Origin of the sequence: Micromonospora sp. NPDC049175, assembly GCF_043197345.1 — a bacterium.
GTDB lineage: Bacteria > Actinomycetota > Actinomycetes > Mycobacteriales > Micromonosporaceae > Micromonospora.
The window spans coordinates 234,731-254,507 of sequence record NZ_JBICSY010000001.1 but is presented as its reverse complement, the minus strand read 5'-3'; the positions used below and the strand labels follow the sequence as shown (position 1 = coordinate 254,507).

Sequence of the window (19,777 nt, the reverse complement as noted above, 5' to 3'; positions counted from 1 at the left end):
ACTCAGATGGTCGCCGTGTCGCCGGGCCGCAGGTCGACGAGCACCTGTCGCAACCCCGCCTCCTCGAAGGCACGCACGACGTCGTCGGCGCCCTGGGTGTAGTGCGCCCAGCCGTGCTGGTGGACCGGGACCACCGCCCGCACACCGAGCAGGGCCGCCGCGCGGGCCGCCAGTTCCGCCGTCAGGGTGAGGAACCCCTCGCCGCGTGCCGCGATGTGGGCCGCGCCCAGGTTGAGGATCGCGATGTCGATCGCCGGGAACCGCTCCGCGATCACCGCCACGACATCCACCGAGGCGTTGTCACCGCTGACGTAGACCGTCGGCCAGCCAGTCGCCTCCAGCACGAAGCCGATCACCGGACCGTTGACCACACCGATCTCCGGCGTACCGTGCAGCGCCGGAACCGCCGTGACGCGCAGGTCACCGACGTCGACGTGCTCGAACGGCCGGAGGCCGACCGCGCCAGGGCCGAGGTTCGGCGCGCCCGCCGCCGTGGTGAGCACCCGTCGGGACTGCCGTGCGTACTCCCGCCCCGAGACGTCGAGATTGTCGAGGTGGTGCTCGTGCGACACGAGCACCAGGTCGGCCTGGCCGAGGTCCCCGGGTGAGACGCTCGGGCCGGCCAGCTTGGTCGCGGTGACCTTCCCGTAGTGGTACGTCTGCGGATCGTCGAAGGTCGGATCCACCACGACGCGCGAGCCCGCGTAGTCGAGGACGGCCGTCGGCCCGCCGATGGCGCGCACGGTCAGCTCGGTCATGGCGCTCTCCCTGGTCTCCGGTGGCACCCGCGGTCGTTCGCACGAGGTGCGCGAGTCGGCGTTCCCACTTTTCGGCGGGGAACGCCTCGATCTCGGGGCGGCCGGTCCGGGAGGGTCGCCGGCGGCCGGCGGGGATCACTCCGTGCCGAGTCGGCTCTTCTGCACCTTGCCGAGAGCGTTGCGGGGCAGGGCCTCGACCAGCCGCACCTGTCGGGGACGCTTGTGCGTCGACAGCTGTCGGGCCACGAACTCGATGAGGTGCGCCTCGTCGATCCCGTCGCCCACGACGTACGCCGTCACCTGTTGGCCGAGGTCAGGGTGCGGAGTGCCGACCACCGCGGCCTCCCGGACGCCCGGATGCGCCAGCAGCGCGTCCTCCACCTCCCCGGCGCCGATCCGGTAACCGCCGCTCTTGATCAGATCGGTGGCTGCCCGGCCGACGATGCGATGCCAGCCGTCCGGGCCGATCGTGGCCACGTCGCCGGTGCGGAACCAGCCGTCCGAGGTCCGGGTGGCGGCGTCCGCGTCGGGCCGGTTCAGGTATCCGTCGAAGAGGGTCGGGCCGCACACCTCCAGCTCGCCCATCGTCACCCCGTCGGTGGGCATCGGGCGGCCCTGCTCGTCGACGACCCGGGTGCGTACCCCCGGCAACGGCAGACCGACGGCGCCGGGCCGGCGGGGGCCGTCGGCGGTCGCGCTGATCGTGATCAACGTTTCGGTCATCCCGTACCGCTCGACGATCTCGTGGCCGGTGAGCCTGGTCAGGTCGGCGAAGACCGTCGCGGGCAGGGCGGCGCTGCCCGACACCAGCAGCCGCGCGGAGCGTAGCGCCCGGGCCGACGTCTCGTCGGCGGCGATCCGGGACCAGATGGTGGGGACGCCGAAATAGAGGGAGCCGGCCGCCGCCGCGTACCGCTGGGGGCGGGGTTGGCCGACGTGGTGCAGCCGGCCGCCCACGCGCAGGGGGCCGAGCACCCCGAGCACCAGACCGTGCACGTGGAACAGCGGCAGGCCGTGCACGAGCAGGTCGTCGGGCGTCCACTGCCAGGCCGCGGCGAGCCCGTCGAGACAGGCGGCGATGGCTCGGCGGGAGAGCGTCACGCCCTTCGGCGCGCCGGTGGTGCCGCTGGTGTAGAGAATCAGCGCGATGCCGGCCGGGTCGGGCTCCGGATGGTGGGTGTCCGACCCTCGGCCCAGGTCGATCGGAATTGTCGGCAGCCCGTCGGGTGGCTGCTGGCGCTCACCGTGAGCCGGCACGAGCATCGCTCCGGGCGCCGAGTCACGCAGAATGTGCTCACGTTCCATCGGGCCGGCGTCCGGCGGCACCGGTATCACCGCGGACCCGGCCAGCAGCGCGCCGACGACACCGACCACCGTGTGCAGGCTGGCAGTCGCGTCGACGGCGACACGGTCCACACCGCGCAGGTCGTCGGCCACCGCGGCGGCGAGCCGTCGCAACTCGACCCACGACGTGGCCCGGTCGTCGATCCGGATCGCATCCGGACGCTCGTCGGTTGCCGAAAGCAGCCAGCTCAGCAGCACAGGCACGGGACCCTTCTCGTCGTGCCCCGCGTGCGCCACCGGCGCACGCGGGGGTCAGCCGGTGCCGCCGAGGTGGTGCCAGGTGGAGCTGATGGCGGCTTCCAGTTCGGCGCGCATCCGCTGGGGATCCGCGGCCATCCGGGCCGCCACCGCGGCATCGGAGTAGAGCATGGTGATCGCACCGACCAGGGTGCCCACCATGGCACCGACGAGCGCCGAGGCGGCTACCGGGTCCAGCGTGTCGGGATAGGCGTCGAGCAGCGCCCGGACGATCTCGCGTTGACCCTCCAACACCTTGCGCACCGCGCCGGCCTGTAGTGCCGGCGTCTGGAGGATCAGGTCGGCGCGGACACGCTCGGACTGGCCCATGAGGTCGGTGTCGGAGTGAAGAACCGAGTGGAACGCCCGGACCAGCAGTTGCGCGGGGGTCTCGTCCGGACCGGGGTGCGCCAGCACAGCGGTGAAGAGTTCCAGCTTGAGCGGGGGATCGTCGAACAGCACGTCCTCTTTGCTGGCGAAGTGGACGAAGAAGGTGCGGGGCGAGACGTCGGCGGCGGCCGTCACGTCGGCGATTGTGGTCTCGTCGTATCCCTTGCTGGCGAACAGTGCGATCGCCGCGTCGACGAGCGCCTGTCTGGTGCGCGCCTTCTTCCGCTCGCGAAGGCCCATGTTGCCCGTCATCGCTGCATCCTACAAGCCCGCTTGTTGCATCCATTGCAATGTTGCATAGAGTGCATCTAGGCTTCGGGCATGGAGAGAACCCTCGATCGGTTGGGGCGCACCACGGCCCGGCACCCTTGGCTGACGCTCGCGGCCTGGGTCGTGAGCGTCCTGGCGTTGCTCGGTGCGGCCCAGGTCAGCGGCGGCGCCTTCGTCAACGAATTCCGGATCCCCGGCGCGGAGTCGCAGCGCGCCGTGGACCTCACCCAGAAACACTTCGCCGAACTCGGCGCCGCCAGCGCCGACGTCGTCTGGCACAGCGACAGGGGCCCGCTCCGCGAGCCGGCCCAGGCCGAGGCCATCCACGCGGTGGTCGCGGACTTCGCCGGACAGCCGGACGTCCGGTCGGCCACCGACCCGCTGGCCGAGCAGGGCGGTCAGCTCAGCGCCGACGGCCGCACCGCGATCAGCTCCGTGCAGTACGACAGGGAACTCGGCGACCTCACCGCCGAGCAGAGCGAACGGCTCGACGCCGCGGCCGACAAGGCTCGTGCCGCCGGGCTGACGGTGGAGTTCCGCGGCCTGGTGGTGGATCTGGCCGCCACCCCGGAGACCAGCGGATCCGAGTTCATCGGCGTCGGGACGGCGCTGCTCGTCCTGCTGTTCGCGTTCGGGTCGGTGGTGGCCGCCGGCCTGCCCGTGCTGGTCGCCGTGCTCGGGCTGATGGCCGGCACCGCGCTGGTGTTGATCGTCGGCACCAGCATGGACATCCCGGCCATCGCACCGATCGTGGCGGTGATGCTCGGTCTCGGGGCGGGCGTCGACTACGCGTTGTTCGTGATCACCAGATTCCGGCACTACCTCGCGACCGGCATGCCGACGGTGGACGCCGTCGGCCGGGCACTCGCCACGGCAGGCCACGCGGTGCTGTTCGCCGGCGCGACAGTGGTGGCGGCGATTCTCGGGTTGCTGCTCACCGGCATCCCGTTCATCGGCGGCATGGGTGTGGCCGCGGCGTTGACCGTCGGCATGACCATGCTCGCCGCGCTGACCCTGCTGCCGGCGGTGCTCGGGTTGCTGGGGCCGAAGATCAACGCCCTGCGCGTCGGCCGTCGGCGCACGGACGCGCCGGTCGCGGGAAAGCCCGGCGCGGGGCAGGCGATCGGCGGCTGGGGGCGGTGGGCGAGCCGGGTGGCGAAGAACCCCTACCCGTACGCCGCCGGCGCACTGCTGCTCCTCGTCGTGCTCACGATCCCGATGTTCAGCCTGCGGCTGGGCACCCCGGACGACGGCAACGCGCCGCCGAGCTTCACCCAGCGCAAGGCGTACGACAGGATCGCCACGGAGTTCGGGGCCGGCTGGAACGCGCCGTTCCTGGTCGTCGCCGACCTGCCGAGCGGTGGCCGGGGCGACGCCATGCTGGAGAGGTTGGGCAGCGGCCTCGCGGCCGATCCGGAAGTGTCCCTGGTGACCCCGGCCCAACTGAGCCCGGACGGCGGCTTCGCGCTGCTCACCGTGGTGCCCCGGCACTCGCCACAGGACGCCGAGGTCAGTGACCTGCTGCATCGCCTCCGCGACGAGGTGGCGCCGGCAGCCGAGCGGGGCACGGACGGGACAATCTACGTCGGCGGTCCCACCGCCTTCGTCACGGACCTGTCCGACGCGGTCGGCGGTCGGCTGCCCTGGATGGTGCTTGCCGTGCTCGCCGTGGCGGCACTACTGCTGATCGCGATGTTCCGGGCGCCCGTGCTCGCCCTCAAGGCGGCGGTGCTGGCGCTGCTGTCGATCGGTGCCGCGTTCGGCGTCCTGGTGGCCGTCTTCCAGTGGGGCTGGGGCCTGTCGCTGATCGGCATCGACGAACCCGTGCCGATCATGTCGATGGTGCCGATGCTGTTGTTCGCGGTCCTTTTCGGACTCTCCATGGACTACGAGGTGTTCCTGCTCTCGGCCGTCAAGGAGGAGTACGACAGTGGCCACGACGCACAGCGGGCCATCGTGGTCGGCGTGGACAGCACGGGCCGGCTGATCACCGCCGCCGCGGCGATCATGACGGTGGTGTTCCTGTCCTTCGTGCCGATCGAGGACACCAGCATCAAGATGATCGGTATCGGACTGGCGACCGCCGTCATCATCGACGTCACAGTCATCCGCCTGGTGCTCGGCCCGGCGGTGTTGAGCATTCTCGGGTCGGTCGCCTGGCGTCGGTGGCCGGGCCGGCGTCACCCAGAGTCTCAGCCTGCCCCGGGCGACCACAGCAAAAGGCAGGGAGATCCGACTCCCTGCCACTTCTAACTTATAGCGTACCGGGGGGCTTGCGGCAAGACCCGGGTCGTGCCGCAGAATCGGCGGCTGCGGTGCGCCCGAGCGCGGCCGCGGAGGAGGTGTGGCGATGATCGAGCCGTACGTTGTGGATCTTCGAGAGGTGGACCGGACCTCTGTCGCGCTCGTTGGCGGCAAGGGCGCGAACCTGGGCGGACTGACCCGGATCGACGGCGTCCGGGTGCCGGCCGGCTTCTGCGTCACGACTGCCGCCTTCCGGCGGATCGTGGCGCAGGGGCCCGCGATCGGCGATCTGCTCGATGAGCTGGCGCGCCTGAGGCCGGACGACCGGGAGGCGATCCGCGTGCTCAGCGCCGAGGTCCGCCAGCGCATCGAGGGGACCGCCATCCCTGACGACCTCGCGGCGGCGATCACCCGCGCGCTCCTCGTGCACGGGGAGCAATCCGCCTACGCCGTGCGGTCCAGCGCGACGGCGGAGGACATGCCGACGGCCTCCTTCGCCGGCCAGCAGGACACCTACCTGAACGTCCAGGGTCCGACGGCGGTCCTCGCGCACGTCGGCCGGTGCTGGGCGTCGCTGTTCACCGAGCGGGCCGTGACCTACCGCCTCCGCAACGGCTTCGACCACCGCAGGGTCGGGATGGCCGTGGTCGTCCAGCAGATGGTCTTCCCACGGTCGGCCGGCATCCTCTTCACGGCCGACCCCGTCACCGGCAACCGGCAGGTCGCCACCGTGGACGCCAGCTTCGGCCTCGGCGAGGCACTGGTCTCCGGCCGGGTGAACCCGGACGTCTTCCGGGTGCGCGACGGTGCGGTCGTCGACAGGGCGGTCGCCGCCAAACAGGTCGCCGTGCACGCCCTGCCCGGTGGCGGGACGCACGAGGTGACGATCGACAGCCAGCGGCAGGAGCAGCCCGCGCTGACCGATGAGCAGGCCCTCCGGCTCGTGCGACTCGGGCGACGGATCGAGGCGCGGTTCGGCTGTCCGCAGGACATCGAGTGGTGCCTGGTCGACGATGACTTCCAGATCGTGCAGAGCCGGCCGATCACCACGCTCTTCCCCATCCCCGTGGCCGACGACCAGGAGAACCACATCTATCTCTCCGTCGGCCACCAGCAGATGATGACCGATCCCATGAAGCCGCTGGGCCTCTCCATGTGGCAGCTGACGGCCATGACGCCGATGCACGAGGCCGGCGGCAGGCTGTTCGTCGACGCGACCCGGATGCTGGCCGCGCCGGCGAGCCGCGCCAGCTTCCTGGAGATGACCGGCCGGATCGATCCGCTGACCGGGGACGCGCTGCGGACCGTCCTCGACCGCCCCGGCTTCGTCCCGGCGCTGCCGGACAGCGGTCCCCTCCGGCCGCCGGGCGGTGCCACCGCCACCCCGATCGCTACCGACCCGGCCATCGTCACCCAACTGGTCGAGCGCAACGAGGCGTCCGTCGCGGCCCTGCGGAACGACATCGCCCCGTTGACCGGACCAGCGCTGTTCGACTTCCTGCTGAAGGCCTTCGACGAGCACAGGCGGGACCTCGGCGATCCGTTGAGCATGCAGGCGATCATGGCGGGGATGCAGGCCACCTGGTGGCTCAACGACCGGCTGGGGGAATGGCTCGGCGAGCGGAACGCCGCCGACACCCTCACCCTGTCCGCCCCCGGCAACGTCACGTCGGAGATGGGGCTCGCGCTGCTCGACGTCGCGGACGTGATCCGACCGCATCCGGAGGTGGTGGCGTTCCTGCGGGGCGTCGAGGACGACGGTTTCCTGGACGAGCTGCCGAAGCTCGCGGGCGGGGCCGAAGCGCGCGACGCCATCGAGGCCTACCTCGACCGGTACGGCATGCGCTGCGTCGGCGAGATCGACATCACGAGACCGCGGTGGCGCGAACGCCCGGCCACGCTCCTGCCCGTGCTCCTCGACAACGTCGCGAACTTCGCGCCGGGCGCCGCCCAGCAGCGCTTCGAGCAGGGGAGGCAGGAGGCGCAGCGGAAGACGCGCGAGGTGTTGACGCGCCTGCGGGCGCTGCCGGACGGTGAGCAGAAGGCCGACGAGACCGAGCGGATGATCGAACGGGTCCGGACCTTCGTCGGCTACCGGGAGTATCCGAAGTACGGAATCATCAGCCGCTACTTCGTCTACAAGCAGGCCCTGCTGCGAGAGATCGAGCGCCTCGTGCGGGCCGACGTGCTCCGCGAGCCGGAGGACGCCTTCTACCTCACGTTCCAGGAGTTGCACGACGTCGTGCGCTCACACCGGGTGGACCACACGCTGATCCGGCAACGCAGGGACGCGTTCCGGTCGTACCACGCGCTCACGCCGCCCCGGGTGCTGACCTCCGAGGGCGAGGCCCTCACCGGGGCGTACCGACGCGACGACGTCCCGGCCGGCGCTCTGGTCGGCCTGCCGGTCTCCGCCGGGACGATCGAGGGGCGCGCCCGCGTCATCCTGGACCTGGCACAGGCTCATCTCGAACCCGGCGACATCCTCGTCACGGCGCACACGGATCCGAGCTGGACGCCCCTCTTCGTCGCGATCGCGGGCCTGGTGACGGAGGTCGGCGGGTTGATGACACACGGCGCGGTGATCGCCCGGGAGTACGGCCTGCCGGCTGTCGTCAGCGTGGTGGACGCCACCCGGCTGATCGCCGACGGACAGCGGATCCGCGTACACGGCAGTGACGGGTACGTCGAGATTCTGCCGTGACGGCCGGTCGTCGTCACGGTGGCCCACCGACGGCAACGGTCGCGCCGATAATTCGGTGCGACCGACGCGCGGGCCCCTCTAGGGTGGAGCGATGTCGCCGGTCAAGCAGGTCCAGATCACCTTCGACTGCGCGGAGCCGGAGCGTGTCGCCCGGTTCTGGTGTGCGGTGTTGGGATACGTCGTACCGCCGCCGCCGGAGGGCTTCGCCACCTGGGACGATTTCGAGGCGACCCGGCCGGCTGCGCAGCGGGGTTCGGCGTTCGCCTGCGCTGATCCCTCCGGGGTGGGCCCGCGCCTGTTCTTCCAGCGCGTCCCCGAAGGCAAGATCGTCAAGAATCGGCTGCACCTCGACGTGCGGGTCGGCACCGGGCTCGTGGGCGGCGAGCGGCTGGCCGCGCTGGAGGCCGAATGCACGCGACTTGTCGCGCTCGGCGCGACGCGCGTGCGGCTGCTGACCGCCGACGAGGACAACGAGTCGTGCCTCGTGATGCAGGACGTCGAGGGCAACGAGTTCTGTCTCGGCTGAGGGGCCGCGCCACTCGCGACTAGATCGGGAACCGGCCCCGGCGCCAGCGCCAGTGGCGGCCGGCCGTCAGATGGTCGACGACCGCACGCCGGAGCACGGTGTCGCGCGGCAACTCGTCGAGGGGCGTGGTCAGGGTGCGGAACACGAATCGCCGCACCTCGACATCGGCGTCCAGCCCCTCCGGCTCCTCGTAGGGGTCCAGCACGAAGCGTTGTTGGAACCGGATGATGTGGGAGTCCGCGGGCAGGTACTCCCGCAACTGCGGGTCGAGCAGCCAGGATCCGCAGGCGAACGCCGTGTAGTGCTCGTCGGGGAAGTGACGGGGGAAGAACGCGCGGGCCTCGTCGAGCGACGCCTCGACGGCCTCCGGGGTCAGCGGCCCCGCCTCGGGGATGTGCAGGTCGATGGCCGTGCCGCCGCGCTGGTGCTGCAATCGGCCCAACTGGTAGAGGCCGCCGCGCGCGTGCAGCGTCAGCCAGCTCTGCATGACCGGCCAACCCTCGCCGCGCATCCGCCTGTCGATCGCGAGGTTGCGGCCCAGGTCCGCGAGGGTCGCCCAGGACACCTCGTCGGTGATGCCGTGGTCGCGGTGGTATCCCCGGACGACGTCGACCAGGGCCAGGTACGCGTACACGTAGAGGTGCCGCCAGGCGGGACCTCGGTCGCGCGGCAGCTCCGGACCGGGCGGCAGCCAGCCGTGGCCACCGAGATCGGCGAGAACCAGGGCCGTCGAGCGGTCGAGCAGCCAGCGCAACTCCGGTGTCCACAGTGGTGAGTCGGGGTGGGGCCAGCCCGCCATGATCTCGGCGGCGTCGTCCGGTCGTGCCGCGAGCCGGTCGAGGATCGCTGGCGCGTCGGCCGGGGCGGGCAGCGGGGCCGACGGCCCGTCGTTCGCCAGGCGGTGCACGCGGTCGATGGCCTCGACGGGCACCCCGAGTCGGTCGGCGACGACCTCCAGATCCACGCGGCCGATCGTACCGGCCGTGGAGTCGCCTCGTCGGCCGTCGATGTCTCCGGTGGCCTGGTTCCGTGTGGCACGGGACACCACTTCGTGCCGTCGGGCGTCGGCCGTCCCGACCGGGGGCATTCGGTGGTCACCGCCGCGGAGCGCCGTCTGTCGGTATTCGGGTCCCCGCCGATGGGGGGAAGGGGGCGTCGGGCCGAGGTCCGGTGGCAACCGCTCGCCGCCGTTGCTAGAGTGAGATTGTTGCGGCAGCAAATTTATCGCTAGCAACTACTTCGACGGAAGGACCCCTCCGATGACCAAGCTCGCCGTCATCTACTACTCCTCCACCGGCACCATTCACGCCATGGCCAAGCGGCTCGCCGAGGCCGGCGAGAAGGCCGGCGCCGAGGTGCGCCTGCGCCAGGTCCCGGAGCTTGCCCCGGCGGAGGCCATCGCCTCCAACGCCGCCTGGAGCCAGCACTTCGACGCCACCAAGGACGAGGCGAAGGCGACCGCCGACGACGTCGTCTGGGCCGACGCGGTGCTGTTCGGCAGCCCCACCCGGTTCGGCAACGTCGCCAGCCAGCTCAAGCAGTTCCTCGACACCCTCGGCCCGCAGTGGGCGCAGGGCCTGCTGGCCGACAAGGTGTACGCCGGTTTCACCGCGACCATGACCGCTCACGGCGGCCAGGAGTCGACGCTGCTGGCGCTCTACAACACGATCCACCACTTCGGCGGCCTGGTCGTCGCGCCCGGCTACACCGACCCGCTGAAGTTCGCCGACGGCAACCCGTACGGCGTCTCGCACGTCACCGGCGGCAGCAACGACGCCCCGCTGGGTGACGCGCAGCTCAACGCCCTCGACCACATGGCACAGCGGGTCGTCAAGATCGCCGACAAGCTCGCCGCCTGACCGCCCTCGCTGGGGCCGGTTTCCATCGGTGGAGACCGGCCCAGGCATACTCGAACGCTTCCCGGGCTGGTCCGGGGCCGCAGGGCTGGGGGTGGTGGCCGCGGACAGCACGAGGGGGGTTCCGATCAACACCATCGCCGAGCGGATGGCGGCGTCGTACTTCGACGCCATCAGGCGCCTCTGTGCGGTCACCCCGAAGGGCTGGTACGCCGAGCGGGGCACCGCCCGCGCAGCGCTGACCCACTCCGGGGTGGCGACGCTGAACGCGGCCTACGACACGACGCTCGAACCGGACCTCGTGGCGCTCGCCGAGATGGCGGTCGAGGTGGGCAGACAGGCCGCGCGCTGGTCGATAATGGTTCGCGGCGAGGCCGACGACGAGGTCCGCGCTCTCGCGGCTCGACACGGGCTGCTCCACCTCAGCGATGTGCCGATGCTGGCCTGTGGCGCGCAGGACGTTGTGTTCCGGGCCGACGCGAGGCGGCGAGAACCGGTCCGCCAGGTCCGCGCGGCGGAGGCCGACCTCTACACCGACACCCTCACGCGGGGCTTCGAAGCTCCCGAGGGCATCTTCGGTTCACTGATGAGCGGCGGTGTGCTCGACGCCGACTCCATCACCGGTTACCTGGCCGAGGAGTCCGGTCGGCCCGTCGGCACCGGGCTCGCGATGTCGACCTCCGGCGTGGTTGGCGTGTTCAACATCGCGGTCGTGCCATCCGCACGAGGCCGCGGACTGGGTCGCGAGATCACGGAGGCCGTACTGCGCGATGGCATCGCGGCCGGCGCGGACGCGGCCTACCTGCAGTCGAGCGTGATGGGCCGGGCGCTCTACGAGTCGATGGGGTTCGGTCTCGTGGAGACCTGGACCCTCTTCACAGCGGGCTGACCGCACAGCGGGCCGACGAGCACGCGTTCGCGCAGGACGACGACCGCAGCGGAGAGGGAAGAACACACATGGGTTTCCGCGAGGACGTTCGCGCGGCCTTCCGTCGGGGCGAGACCGACGCGGTGGTGCGCATGAGCGAGGCCGAGATCGACAGGGCGCGGGCCGCCGGCGATCCGGCGGGGGAGGTGGAGGCCCGCTACAGCCTCGCCCGGGTCGCCATCCGTGGTGGTGACCTCCCGGGCGGGGAGGCGCGCGCCCGGGAAGCGCTCGTGGTCGCCCTTCGATCCGGCGATCGGAGTCTGGAGGAGCGGCCCCGCCACGTGCTGGCCGCGGTGGCCCGGATGTCCGGCGACCTGACCCGGGCCCGGCAGCTCTACCGGGAGAGCATCGCGCTCAACGAGGCTCTGGGCCAGCCCAAGCTCGCCAACTCGGAGACCCACAACCTCGGGTTCTGCGAGTTGGGTCTCGGCAATCTCGACGCGGCGCGGGCCTTGTTCGCCGCGAGTCGGGAGAGGGTCTTCCGCAACGGCTGGGCGGACTTCGTCCCGTACGTCTGCCTGGCGGGCGCGGCGCTCGCGTCGGCCCACGGCGACCACGCGCGGGCCGGCCTGCTGGTCGCCGTCACGGACGCCGCCTTCGCGGAGCTGGGCCAGGTGCCCGACCCCGACGACGCGGCCGACCTGGCCGCCGTCCGGACGGCCGCGGTCGAGGCGCTCGGCGCGACCGGCTTCGCCGCGGAGTACGCGCGCGGCCAGCACCTCGCGCCGCGCGCGGCGTTCGCCGAGGACGCCGACTGACGCGATCGACACCCGCCGCGCCGAGGACCCCGGCTACCCGGCATCCGCGACCGCCGCGATGGCGGCATGGGGCCGCTGGCCGCCCTCGGCCGGCCGCTGGACGCGTTCGACCTCCCGGAAGCCGGCCCGGCTGAGTCGCGCGGAGACCTCGTCCGGAGGCCAGCGGTACGCGGTCACCACCTTGTGCGCGAAGGGGCCGACCTCGTCGGCGTCGAAGAAGCCCAGCACCAGCTTGCCGCCCGGGGCCATCGCCCGGCGGAACTCACCGAGTACGCCGTCGACCTCCTCCGGCGGCAGGTGGATCAGCGAGTACCAGGCCAGGATGCCGTCGACGGAGCCGGTGGCGACGTCGAGGCGTTCGAACGACCCGAGGTGGAACTCGACGTCCGGGTGGGCCGCCCGCGCATGGGTGATGAACTCGGGGACCAGGTCGATCCCCCTGGCGTCGACGCCCAGCGACCGAAGGTAACCGGTGAGATGGCCAGGGCCACAGCCCAGGTCGAGCACCGTGCCGGTCTGACCGGCCAGGTGACGGCCGATGAAGGCCGGGTCGTCCGGGTTGATCTTTTGGGTCGTGCCGAACAGGTCGATGTAGAGGTCTGCGACGGACCCGTACGCCTGCCGAACCTTCTCGCTCCGCACCGCCGGAACTATACGAGGCCCGGGTGGGGGTCAGGCGCAGGGCGCCGGGGTCGGGGGGCCGACGATCCGGTGGTGGCGGAGCTTGGCGCGGAGCCGGTCGGCGTCGGAATGGCCGAGGGCGCCGAGGATGTCCAACGCCCTCGTCCAGGCGACCCGGGCGGCCTCCGGGTCGCCCGCCGCCTGGTGGCTCTCCCCGGCGTGGGTGAGCGTGTCGGCCTCGTAGTAGCGGTCGCCGAGATCCCGGAACAGCTCCACCGCCCGCTGGTAACAGACGGACGCCTGCTGGAAGTCGCCGAGGTGGTGGTGGGCGTAGCCGATGCTGTCCCAGGTGTTGGCCTCCCCGAACCGGTCGCCCACCTCGCGGACGAGGCGCAGCGCCCGCCGGCAGTGCCGCAGGGCCGCGCCGTGGTCGCGGAGCTGGGCGTACTGCCAGCCGACCGAGTTGAGGGCGCGGGCCTGCAGAGCGCGGTCACCGACGGCTTCGACCAACGTCAGCGCGTGCTGCGCGTGGGCCAGGGCCTCCCGGTGCCGCCCCTGCCGGGCGCAGACCCAGGCGATGCTGCGGGCCACGTGCGCCTGGCCGGTCAGGTCGCCCAGGAGGACGTACAGGTCGGCCGCCTGCCGGAGCTGGGCGTGCGCCTCGGCGAACTGGCCCAGGTGGGCGCGGGCACGACCCAGACCACGGCGTACGCTCGCCGCCGCCCACCTGTCGGCGAGCAGGTCGGCGGCGGTCAACGCCGTCTCGTGGGTCGTGGTCCAGTCGTGCCAGTGACCCTTGCGGTCGAAGAAGTCGGCCATCGTCCACGCCAACCGCCACGCGTGCGCGTAGAGCCCGTCCTCCGCCGCGCGGGTCACGGCGTTGAGCAGCACCGGATGCTCCGCGACGAACCAGGCCATCGCCTGTCCGGCGTCGGCCGGCGCCACCGCCGCGACGCCGGCGTGGACGATGCCCAGGTCGATCGGGTCACGGAAGGGTTGCAGGAGCCGGGCGCCGGCATACGCGACGTGCAGGTAGAAGTCGAGCGCACGGCGTACGGCGGCCTTCCGCTCACCGTCGCTGTCGAGGTCGTGGGTCAGCTCGGTCGCGTAGACGCGCAGCAGGTCGTGGATCGCGTACCGGCCGGCCGTGTGCTCGATGACCAGGTGGGTGCGGGTCAGCTCGGTCAGCAGCGCCCGGGCCTCGCGCAGCGGGACGCCGGCCAGGCTGGCCGCGGCCGGCACGGCGATGTCCGGACCGCTGTGCAACCCCAGCAGCCGGAACATCCGACCGGCCGCCGGGCTCAGTGCGCGGTAGGACCACGAGAAGACCGCGCGTACGTCGGTGGTCGGGTCACCACCGTCGAGGGCGTCCAACGCGTCGGCCGCGTCGCGTAACTCACCGGCCAGGGCCGCCAGTGGGAAACCGGGACGGGTGGCGGCCCGCGAGGTGGCCACGGCCAGCGCGAGGGGCAGCCGGGCGCAGCTCGCGATGATCTGGTCGACGGCGACCGGCTCGCTGGCGACGCGATGACCGCCCAGCCGGCGGGCCAGCAGGTCCCGGGCCTCGGACGCGGGCAGCAGGTCGAGAGCGAGAGGCTGGGCGCCCTCGCCGGCGACGAGCGAGGTGAGCTGGTTGCGACTCGTCACCACGGCAACACAGCCGGCCGAGCCGGGCAGCAGCGGGCGGACCTGCTCCGCGTCGCGCGCGTTGTCGATCAGGACGAGGACCCGTCGGCCGGTCAGCAGACTGCGGTAGAGCGCGGCCTGTGCGGACAGGTCGGCCGGGACACGCTGCACCGGCACACCGAGCGCGTCCAGGAATCCCCGGATCGCGTCGGCGGGGTCCAGCACCGCCCCACCGGCATCGAAGCCCCGAAGGTTGACATAGAGCTGGCCGTCCGGGAAGCGGTCGGCGACCCGGTGGGCCCAGTGCACGGCGAGCGTCGTCTTGCCGACGCCCGGTGTCCCGGAGATGGTCGAGATGACCACCGCGGGCGGGTGTGGCGCACCCGGCCGACCGAGCCGGTCGTCGAGCCAGCGCACCTCGTCGTGACGACCGGCGAAGGCGCGTACCGCCGGGGGTAGTTGGGCCGGCGCGGACTCGCGGGCCGCGACCGTGACCACCTCCCCGGCCGGCGCCGACCAGGCGAGCGCCGGGTCCTGCGCCAGGATGGCGCTCTCCCGGTCGCGCAGCGCCGGGCTCGGCTCGATGCCCAGGTCGTCGCGCAGGGTGCGGCGCAACCGCCGGTACGTCGCGAGCGCGTCGGACTGTCGGCCGGCGCGGTAGAGCGCCACCATGAGTTGGTCGTGGATGTGCTCGTCGAGGGGATGGTGCTGGGCCGACAGCTCCAACTCCGGTACGAGTTGCGCGTGCTCGCCGAGCGCCAGGCGGTTGTCGGCGAGCGCGCGCACGGCGACCAACCGGAGGTGTTCCAGGCGTTCGGCCTGCGCGTGCAGCCAGTCGAGGCTGGCGACGTCGACAAGTGAACGACCCCGCCACAGGTCGAGGGCATCCGCCAGCAGCGTGCGGGCGTGGCCGTGGTCGGTCGACCGGGTGCCCTCGCGGATGAGCCGCTCGGCCACCTGGACGTCGGTGGCCTCGCCGTGCAGATCCAGCAGGTAGCCGGGTGGACGACCCAGGATCGCGCTACGCGCGCCGAGGACGCGACGCAGGTAGGACACGTGGCTCTGCAGGCTGTTCGGCGCGGTGGCGGGGGCCTGGTCCGCCCAGATCACGTCGATCAGGCGGTCGGTGCTGACGATGACGCCCGGGTGCAGGGCGAGCACGGCGAGCACGCCCTTGCGGCGGAGTCCGGAAATCGTACGGGCGGTCGTCTCCGTGGTCACGTCGACCGGTCCAAGAAGCCTGACTCGCATTGGGTCCCCCGCCTCGACCACACGATTCGACTCAGGTTATCGACGGAACCTCTGGCCTGGACGGCTCAGTCGGAGACCGGACGGTGCCGGCATTTTCAGCGCCACGTCAGCGTCGCGGCAGCAGGCGCTGCCACAGTCGTCGTACTGCCCTGGCAGCAATCGTTTTCAGCTCTCCGTAGGAGGAAGTCAGCCATGAGATTCCGAATCCCCATCGCAGTTGCCGGCGCGCTCGTCGTGATGATGACGGCGTTGGTCGGCGGCACCGCCGCCAGCGCCGCCGCGGCCGGTGACATGGGCGTCAACGCTGTTCAGCGGTACACGATCTTCGTGCACACCGCGAACATCAACGGGGCCGGCACCGACGCCACCGTGAAGATGAAGGTCTACGGCACGCTCGCCGAATCGCCCGGCTATGTCAACCTCGACAACTCGGCCGACAATTTCGAGCGCAACAGCAATGACTATTTCGGGCCATTCTCGTGGTTCGACATCGGACGCCCGGACTTCATCGGTGTCTACAAGGGAAGTAATGGCTCCGAGTGGTACCCGGAGTACGCGCAGGTTTACGCGCACGCCACCGGAACCTGGTACAACTGCCCGATGAACGCCTACTACGGCGACGGTGAGGAGACCCGCTGGTTCGACTGCCCCTGAGGTCGAACCCGTTCCGACGCCTCGGCGGTGTCCCCGGCCAATCGACGGCCGGGGACACCGCCGCGCCCGGCGTTCACGATGGGCCGGCGACGCCTGGGCGCTCCAAGATCCGGCACAGTCGGGCCACTAGACTCCGCGCGTGAAGCATTGCCGACCCTCCGCCGCCAAGCGCACCGCGATCGGGGCGTTACTGCTGGTCTTGGCCGTAGCAGGCTGCAACTCCACGGCGGAATCGTCCTCCGGTGCCACGTGGTCGAGCCCTGACACCGCCGCTACCGCGACCGCCTCCCTCGCTGCTTCCCCCACAAGTCCCCGTGACGCCGGACCTTCCGCATCTTCCTCCCCCTCCGCGGACGCGTCACGGAAGCCCGAAGCGGCACAGGAGTCCACGGCGGCACCGAGCACGAAGGCGCCGAGCGGGGGCGGCAGCACGTACCCGGCGTGTGCCGACGGCGACTGCACAGTGTCCTTCTCCGGTTCGGTCAAATTCCCGCTCGGCAGATGGACGGTGTCGTCCTCGGTGGAGGACGGCGGCGTCCGGGTGCGACTGACCGACGCCAATGGCAGGGGCGGCGGTGGCGGCTTCCTGTCGCGCCCCGGGTGCACTGTGGGGACACACGCCGACGGCGGCGGGCGAGTCGGATGCGACCAACCCGGAGCCGAGCCCAAACCGGGAGGGTGGGTCGTCAACCTGCTGGAACTGGACGGAAACAACGCGGTCATCCGAGCGGTCCTGGGCTGACTGTGCGGATCGCTGTCGCAGCCTGACGACTGGGCCGGGCACTGCTGAGCGCTCCGCCGCCATCGCGTGTTTGTGGCACCGGCCCGTCGGGCACAGAATCACCATGGCGAATGAACGAGTCAAGTCGGTCGGCGGCTACTTCATGCGACTTGTCGGCGGGGTGGCGGTCATCGTGGGCCTGCTGGGCCTCTTCGCGACCCTGGCCCAGGGCAACGTCACCGGGATAGTCCTCAGCATCATCTTCGTCGTGGGCGGTGTCGTCCTGCTCAAGAAGTCGCCAGACCTCGGCCGAGCGGGTCGGAGGGCACGCGGCCCCGCGTGACCCGCCACCGGCTCGCGCGCGAGAGCGCGAGGTGTCCGGCCTTAACCGCGCTCGCCGTCGACGCGCCGTTGTTCGGCATCGCGGAGCTGCCGGTAGAGCCTCGCCGCGGCCTGGTGACCGACTCGGTCCGCCGCCTCGGCGGCGACTCGCAGCACCACCACAGGCAACCGGGGGACCTGGTGCGCCTGCCGGTCGGCCTCGGCGAACACCACAGCGGCAAGCTCGGCGCCGGCGCAACGGGCCAGGAGGAAAAGCTCCCCCACGTACATCCGACCCAGGCCGACCTCGGTCCAGCCGGACACGTCGTGCAGGGCCCGGCGACACTCACGTAACGCCTCCCAGGCGCCGGCGTGGTCGCCGGCCTGGCGCTCCAGTTCGGCGAGGGACTGCCACGCCGACGCCGCATCCCATGCGGTGTCGGTGAACACCAGACTCTCCCGCTGCGCCGCAGCGGCCTCAGCGAACGCCCCGAGGTCGGCCAACTCATATCGCAGATGGCTCAGTGTGGACTCGTCCCGAGGCCGATCCACCGCCCAGCGGTCCAACAACTCGCGCGCCAGCACCCGATCACCGACCAGTTTGGCGCGAGCGATCCAGGTGAGCGGGTCCTCGGCGGTCGGATCATCCGGGAAGAACGATCGTTTCCCTCGCCACCATTCCGCCAGCGTCTCCTCGGAGACCCACGGCTGGCCCTCCTCGTCCAACAGGTACGCCAGCACGTCGTCCCGCTCGGCGTGCCCGCTGTCCCGCACGAAGGCAACGGTGACCGGCACGCCGGCGGCGAACAGGTGCTCACCGTCGTAGCCGCACCAGGTGTCGAAGTCGGCCCGCTTGAGTTCCCAGTGCAGCCACACGTCCTCGACCTGGCGATACTCGGCGAGCAGATAGCCGGCCAGCTCGGTCTCGTCGGTCATGCCCTGGGACGGCGCCTCGCGTCGACACTGTGCCTCCTGCCTGGCCAGCCACCGCACCAGCGGGAGGTCCTCGGCCCGACGACCGTACTGCAGCGCCCACAACACGCTCGCCCGCCGACAGGCGTTCTCGTCGCAGGCCTGGCCATCGGCGTCGGTGCCGCGCTCGTAGCGCAGCTCGTGCCACCCGGCCGAGGAGCTTCGTGCCCGTTCGAGTTCACGTCGCGCGGCCTCCATCACCCGTACACGATCCCACCGTCGGCGAGCCTTCGGTGGCGCAGGGACCCGAGGCTCGGGCCGCAGCGCGCCACCAGCGGCGCGACGCCAACGCGGCAAGTCCGGCGCCGGCGGCGTTGAGCAGTACGTCGTCCACCGACGACACCCGATCCAGCCGCAGGACGTACTGCGCGGCCTCGACACCGACCGAGCAGCCCGCCGCGAGCGCGACGATCCGCGACACCGACGCCAGCGCCGCGAACATCGCCGTACACCTGCCGCCGGCCCTGGAGGCTCCCACTCCGGGATGACGCCCCGGTGACCTGCATCCGCGACCAAGGTCCGGCACATGATCGTCGCCTCGACCTGACCACCGAAAGACGTAGGCCCGGCCCCCGAGTGGGAGCCGGGCCTTCTTGCGCCTCGGGGTCAGTGCTGCTTGGCGAACGAAAGGAAGGAGCGCCAGGTCTGGGCGCTGAAGTTGAGCGTTCCGCCGTCGCGGTTCTTGGTGTCGCGCACGAGTACGACGCCGGGGAGATTGTCGGCGACCTCTATGCAGTCGCCACCGTTGCTGCCGCTTCTGGTGCTCTTACGCCACTGCGCGCCGCTCATGTCCATGATGTCGCCGCTTCTCTCAGGAGTTGCACTGATCGCCCCCGGGGTAGAGCCTCACTCCGGATGAGTTCCCACCGCCGTTCGAGCGTACCAAGCTCGGACGCTTGCTCAACGATCTGCGCGTGCGCTTGGCTGTCCACATGCGCCACTCGCGTCCCGTTCGGTAGATCGGCAATGGTGAACGGTCCGTTGAGCCCTGGGTAGGCCATCGCTTCGCGCGGTATTACATGAAGCTCGACGTTGGGCAGCTCGGAGCATTGCACCAGGTAGTCAAGCTGGGCGGCCATGACCGATCGGTCCGCGGTGATGGGGCGCTCCAACACGGCCTGGTCCACGACGGCGACGAACAGCGGGCCGCGCTCCCGGGTCAGGACCGCCTGCCGGTCTATGCGTGCGGACACCAACTCGTCTATCTCAGCCGGTGTCAGCGCCTCCCACGCGAGCGTGGCTCGCGCGTACGCCTCGGTCTGTAGCAGGCCCGGCACCCACGCGAGTTGGAATGCGCGCAGCGCGAGCGCCTCCCGCTCGATGTCGACCCATCGACGAAACCAGGAAGGTTCTCGACGTTTCAAAACGTCCGGCCATAGTTCGGTTTCTTCTCGACCCAACAAGGCGGCGACCTTCGAGCGGTGCCGAGTCTGCGGGATGCTTCCCGGGTTAGCCCACTTGGCTGCTGTCTTGGGGTCAACGCCGATTTGACCTGCGAGGCTGTCCGCCGTCTCGCCCACCGCCGACATGGCTTCGATAACCGCGTGGTTCATCCTTTACCTCCTCAGATCGTCGCGATCGTCTACCGAAGGTAGT

Annotated in this window: 18 protein-coding genes; 8 read left to right on the top strand and 10 right to left on the bottom strand. The window is 71.2% G+C overall.

Features of this window, described 5'->3' with window-relative positions:
• Positions 1-2: 2 nt before the first annotated feature.
• The 3 genes from ACGFH8_RS01060 to ACGFH8_RS01050 form a co-directional block, all read right to left on the bottom strand.
• Positions 3-758 (bottom strand): MBL fold metallo-hydrolase, encoded by a 756-nt coding sequence (locus tag ACGFH8_RS01060; protein WP_393361462.1) that lies wholly within the window; start codon positions 756-758, stop codon positions 3-5.
• A 135-nt stretch (positions 759-893) separates the two neighbouring features.
• Positions 894-2,300, bottom strand: a complete 1,407-nt coding sequence (locus ACGFH8_RS01055) for an acyl-CoA synthetase (RefSeq protein WP_393364420.1) — start codon at positions 2,298-2,300, stop codon at positions 894-896.
• Positions 2,301-2,354: 54 nt separating this feature from the next.
• Positions 2,355-2,981 carry a TetR/AcrR family transcriptional regulator gene (locus ACGFH8_RS01050; protein ID WP_393361459.1) on the bottom strand — a complete coding sequence of 209 codons (627 nt, stop codon included), beginning with the start codon at positions 2,979-2,981 and terminating at the stop codon, positions 2,355-2,357.
• A 69-nt stretch (positions 2,982-3,050) separates the two neighbouring features.
• Here ACGFH8_RS01050 and ACGFH8_RS01045 point away from each other — a divergent pair, with 69 nt between their 5' ends.
• The 3 genes from ACGFH8_RS01045 (at position 3,051) to ACGFH8_RS01035 (ending at position 8,473) form a co-directional block, all read left to right on the top strand.
• Positions 3,051-5,252: an MMPL family transporter gene (locus ACGFH8_RS01045; RefSeq protein WP_393361456.1), complete on the top strand. Its 2,202-nt coding sequence runs from the start codon at positions 3,051-3,053 to the stop codon at positions 5,250-5,252.
• Positions 5,253-5,349: 97 nt separating this feature from the next.
• Entirely contained in the window at positions 5,350-7,947 is a 2,598-nt protein-coding gene (rph, locus tag ACGFH8_RS01040; protein WP_393361453.1) for a rifamycin-inactivating phosphotransferase, read from the top strand.
• Positions 7,948-8,038: 91 nt separating this feature from the next.
• Positions 8,039-8,473 carry a VOC family protein gene (locus ACGFH8_RS01035; protein ID WP_393361450.1) on the top strand — a complete coding sequence of 145 codons (435 nt, stop codon included), beginning with the start codon at positions 8,039-8,041 and terminating at the stop codon, positions 8,471-8,473.
• Between the two features lie 19 nt (positions 8,474-8,492).
• Here ACGFH8_RS01035 and ACGFH8_RS01030 read toward each other — a convergent pair whose 3' ends face one another.
• Complete coding sequence (locus tag ACGFH8_RS01030; RefSeq protein WP_393361447.1) at positions 8,493-9,437, bottom strand: acyltransferase domain-containing protein; 945 nt, start codon at positions 9,435-9,437, stop codon at positions 8,493-8,495.
• A gap of 295 nt (positions 9,438-9,732) precedes the next feature.
• Here ACGFH8_RS01030 and wrbA point away from each other — a divergent pair, with 295 nt between their 5' ends.
• The 3 genes from wrbA (at position 9,733) to ACGFH8_RS01015 (ending at position 12,015) form a co-directional block, all read left to right on the top strand.
• Complete coding sequence (gene wrbA, locus ACGFH8_RS01025; protein ID WP_393361444.1) at positions 9,733-10,332, top strand: NAD(P)H:quinone oxidoreductase; 600 nt, start codon at positions 9,733-9,735, stop codon at positions 10,330-10,332.
• A 28-nt stretch (positions 10,333-10,360) separates the two neighbouring features.
• Positions 10,361-11,218 (top strand): GNAT family N-acetyltransferase, encoded by an 858-nt coding sequence (locus tag ACGFH8_RS01020; RefSeq protein ID WP_393361441.1) that lies wholly within the window; start codon positions 10,361-10,363, stop codon positions 11,216-11,218.
• A 68-nt stretch (positions 11,219-11,286) separates the two neighbouring features.
• Positions 11,287-12,015 (top strand): tetratricopeptide repeat protein, encoded by a 729-nt coding sequence (locus ACGFH8_RS01015; RefSeq protein WP_393361439.1) that lies wholly within the window; start codon positions 11,287-11,289, stop codon positions 12,013-12,015.
• Between the two features lie 33 nt (positions 12,016-12,048).
• On the opposite strand, the gene ACGFH8_RS01010 is transcribed toward ACGFH8_RS01015, so the two are convergent.
• Positions 12,049-12,657 carry a class I SAM-dependent methyltransferase gene (locus ACGFH8_RS01010; protein WP_393361436.1) on the bottom strand — a complete coding sequence of 203 codons (609 nt, stop codon included), beginning with the start codon at positions 12,655-12,657 and terminating at the stop codon, positions 12,049-12,051.
• Between the two features lie 30 nt (positions 12,658-12,687).
• A complete protein-coding gene (locus tag ACGFH8_RS01005; RefSeq protein WP_393361434.1) occupies positions 12,688-15,483 on the bottom strand; it encodes a BTAD domain-containing putative transcriptional regulator in 2,796 nt (931 codons plus the stop codon).
• 222 nt (positions 15,484-15,705) lie between these two features.
• On the opposite strand from ACGFH8_RS01005, the gene ACGFH8_RS01000 reads away from it, so the two are divergent.
• Together ACGFH8_RS01000 and ACGFH8_RS00995 are read left to right on the top strand one after the other, a co-directional pair.
• Positions 15,706-16,167, top strand: coding sequence for a PLAT/LH2 domain-containing protein (locus tag ACGFH8_RS01000; RefSeq protein ID WP_393361431.1), 462 nt, complete (start codon positions 15,706-15,708; stop codon positions 16,165-16,167).
• A gap of 845 nt (positions 16,168-17,012) precedes the next feature.
• On the top strand, positions 17,013-17,231 hold the full coding sequence (locus ACGFH8_RS00995) for a hypothetical protein (protein WP_393361428.1): 219 nt from the start codon (positions 17,013-17,015) through the stop codon (positions 17,229-17,231).
• Between the two features lie 41 nt (positions 17,232-17,272).
• Here ACGFH8_RS00995 and ACGFH8_RS00990 read toward each other — a convergent pair whose 3' ends face one another.
• The 4 genes from ACGFH8_RS00990 to ACGFH8_RS00975 form a co-directional block, all read right to left on the bottom strand.
• Positions 17,273-18,379, bottom strand: coding sequence for a hypothetical protein (locus ACGFH8_RS00990; RefSeq protein ID WP_393364417.1), 1,107 nt, complete (start codon positions 18,377-18,379; stop codon positions 17,273-17,275).
• Complete coding sequence (locus ACGFH8_RS00985; protein WP_393361425.1) at positions 18,360-18,623, bottom strand: VanZ family protein; 264 nt, start codon at positions 18,621-18,623, stop codon at positions 18,360-18,362. The genes ACGFH8_RS00990 and ACGFH8_RS00985 overlap by 20 nt, the downstream gene beginning before the upstream one ends.
• Before the next feature lie 164 nt (positions 18,624-18,787).
• Positions 18,788-18,970 (bottom strand): DUF397 domain-containing protein, encoded by a 183-nt coding sequence (locus tag ACGFH8_RS00980; RefSeq protein ID WP_393361423.1) that lies wholly within the window; start codon positions 18,968-18,970, stop codon positions 18,788-18,790.
• Positions 18,967-19,734 (bottom strand): DUF5753 domain-containing protein, encoded by a 768-nt coding sequence (locus tag ACGFH8_RS00975; RefSeq protein ID WP_393361420.1) that lies wholly within the window; start codon positions 19,732-19,734, stop codon positions 18,967-18,969. The genes ACGFH8_RS00980 and ACGFH8_RS00975 overlap by 4 nt, the downstream gene beginning before the upstream one ends.
• Positions 19,735-19,777: the final 43 nt, after the last annotated feature.

Excerpts from the sequence above, each read along its gene's own strand:
- ACGFH8_RS01060 (WP_393361462.1), bottom strand. The coding sequence starts at position 758 with ATGACCGAGCTGACCGTGCGCGCCATCGGCGGGCCGACGGCCGTCCTC.
- ACGFH8_RS01050 (WP_393361459.1), bottom strand. The coding sequence starts at position 2,981 with ATGACGGGCAACATGGGCCTTCGCGAGCGGAAGAAGGCGCGCACCAGA.
- ACGFH8_RS01045 (WP_393361456.1), top strand. The coding sequence starts at position 3,051 with ATGGAGAGAACCCTCGATCGGTTGGGGCGCACCACGGCCCGGCACCCT.
- rph (WP_393361453.1), top strand. The coding sequence starts at position 5,350 with ATGATCGAGCCGTACGTTGTGGATCTTCGAGAGGTGGACCGGACCTCT.
- ACGFH8_RS01035 (WP_393361450.1), top strand. The coding sequence starts at position 8,039 with ATGTCGCCGGTCAAGCAGGTCCAGATCACCTTCGACTGCGCGGAGCCG.
- wrbA (WP_393361444.1), top strand. The coding sequence starts at position 9,733 with ATGACCAAGCTCGCCGTCATCTACTACTCCTCCACCGGCACCATTCAC.
- ACGFH8_RS01015 (WP_393361439.1), top strand. The coding sequence starts at position 11,287 with ATGGGTTTCCGCGAGGACGTTCGCGCGGCCTTCCGTCGGGGCGAGACC.
- ACGFH8_RS01000 (WP_393361431.1), top strand. The coding sequence starts at position 15,706 with ATGAGATTCCGAATCCCCATCGCAGTTGCCGGCGCGCTCGTCGTGATG.
- ACGFH8_RS00995 (WP_393361428.1), top strand. The coding sequence starts at position 17,013 with ATGGCGAATGAACGAGTCAAGTCGGTCGGCGGCTACTTCATGCGACTT.
- ACGFH8_RS00990 (WP_393364417.1), bottom strand. The coding sequence starts at position 18,379 with ATGGAGGCCGCGCGACGTGAACTCGAACGGGCACGAAGCTCCTCGGCC.
- ACGFH8_RS00985 (WP_393361425.1), bottom strand. The coding sequence starts at position 18,623 with ATGTTCGCGGCGCTGGCGTCGGTGTCGCGGATCGTCGCGCTCGCGGCG.
- ACGFH8_RS00980 (WP_393361423.1), bottom strand. The coding sequence starts at position 18,970 with ATGAGCGGCGCGCAGTGGCGTAAGAGCACCAGAAGCGGCAGCAACGGT.
- ACGFH8_RS00975 (WP_393361420.1), bottom strand. The coding sequence starts at position 19,734 with ATGAACCACGCGGTTATCGAAGCCATGTCGGCGGTGGGCGAGACGGCG.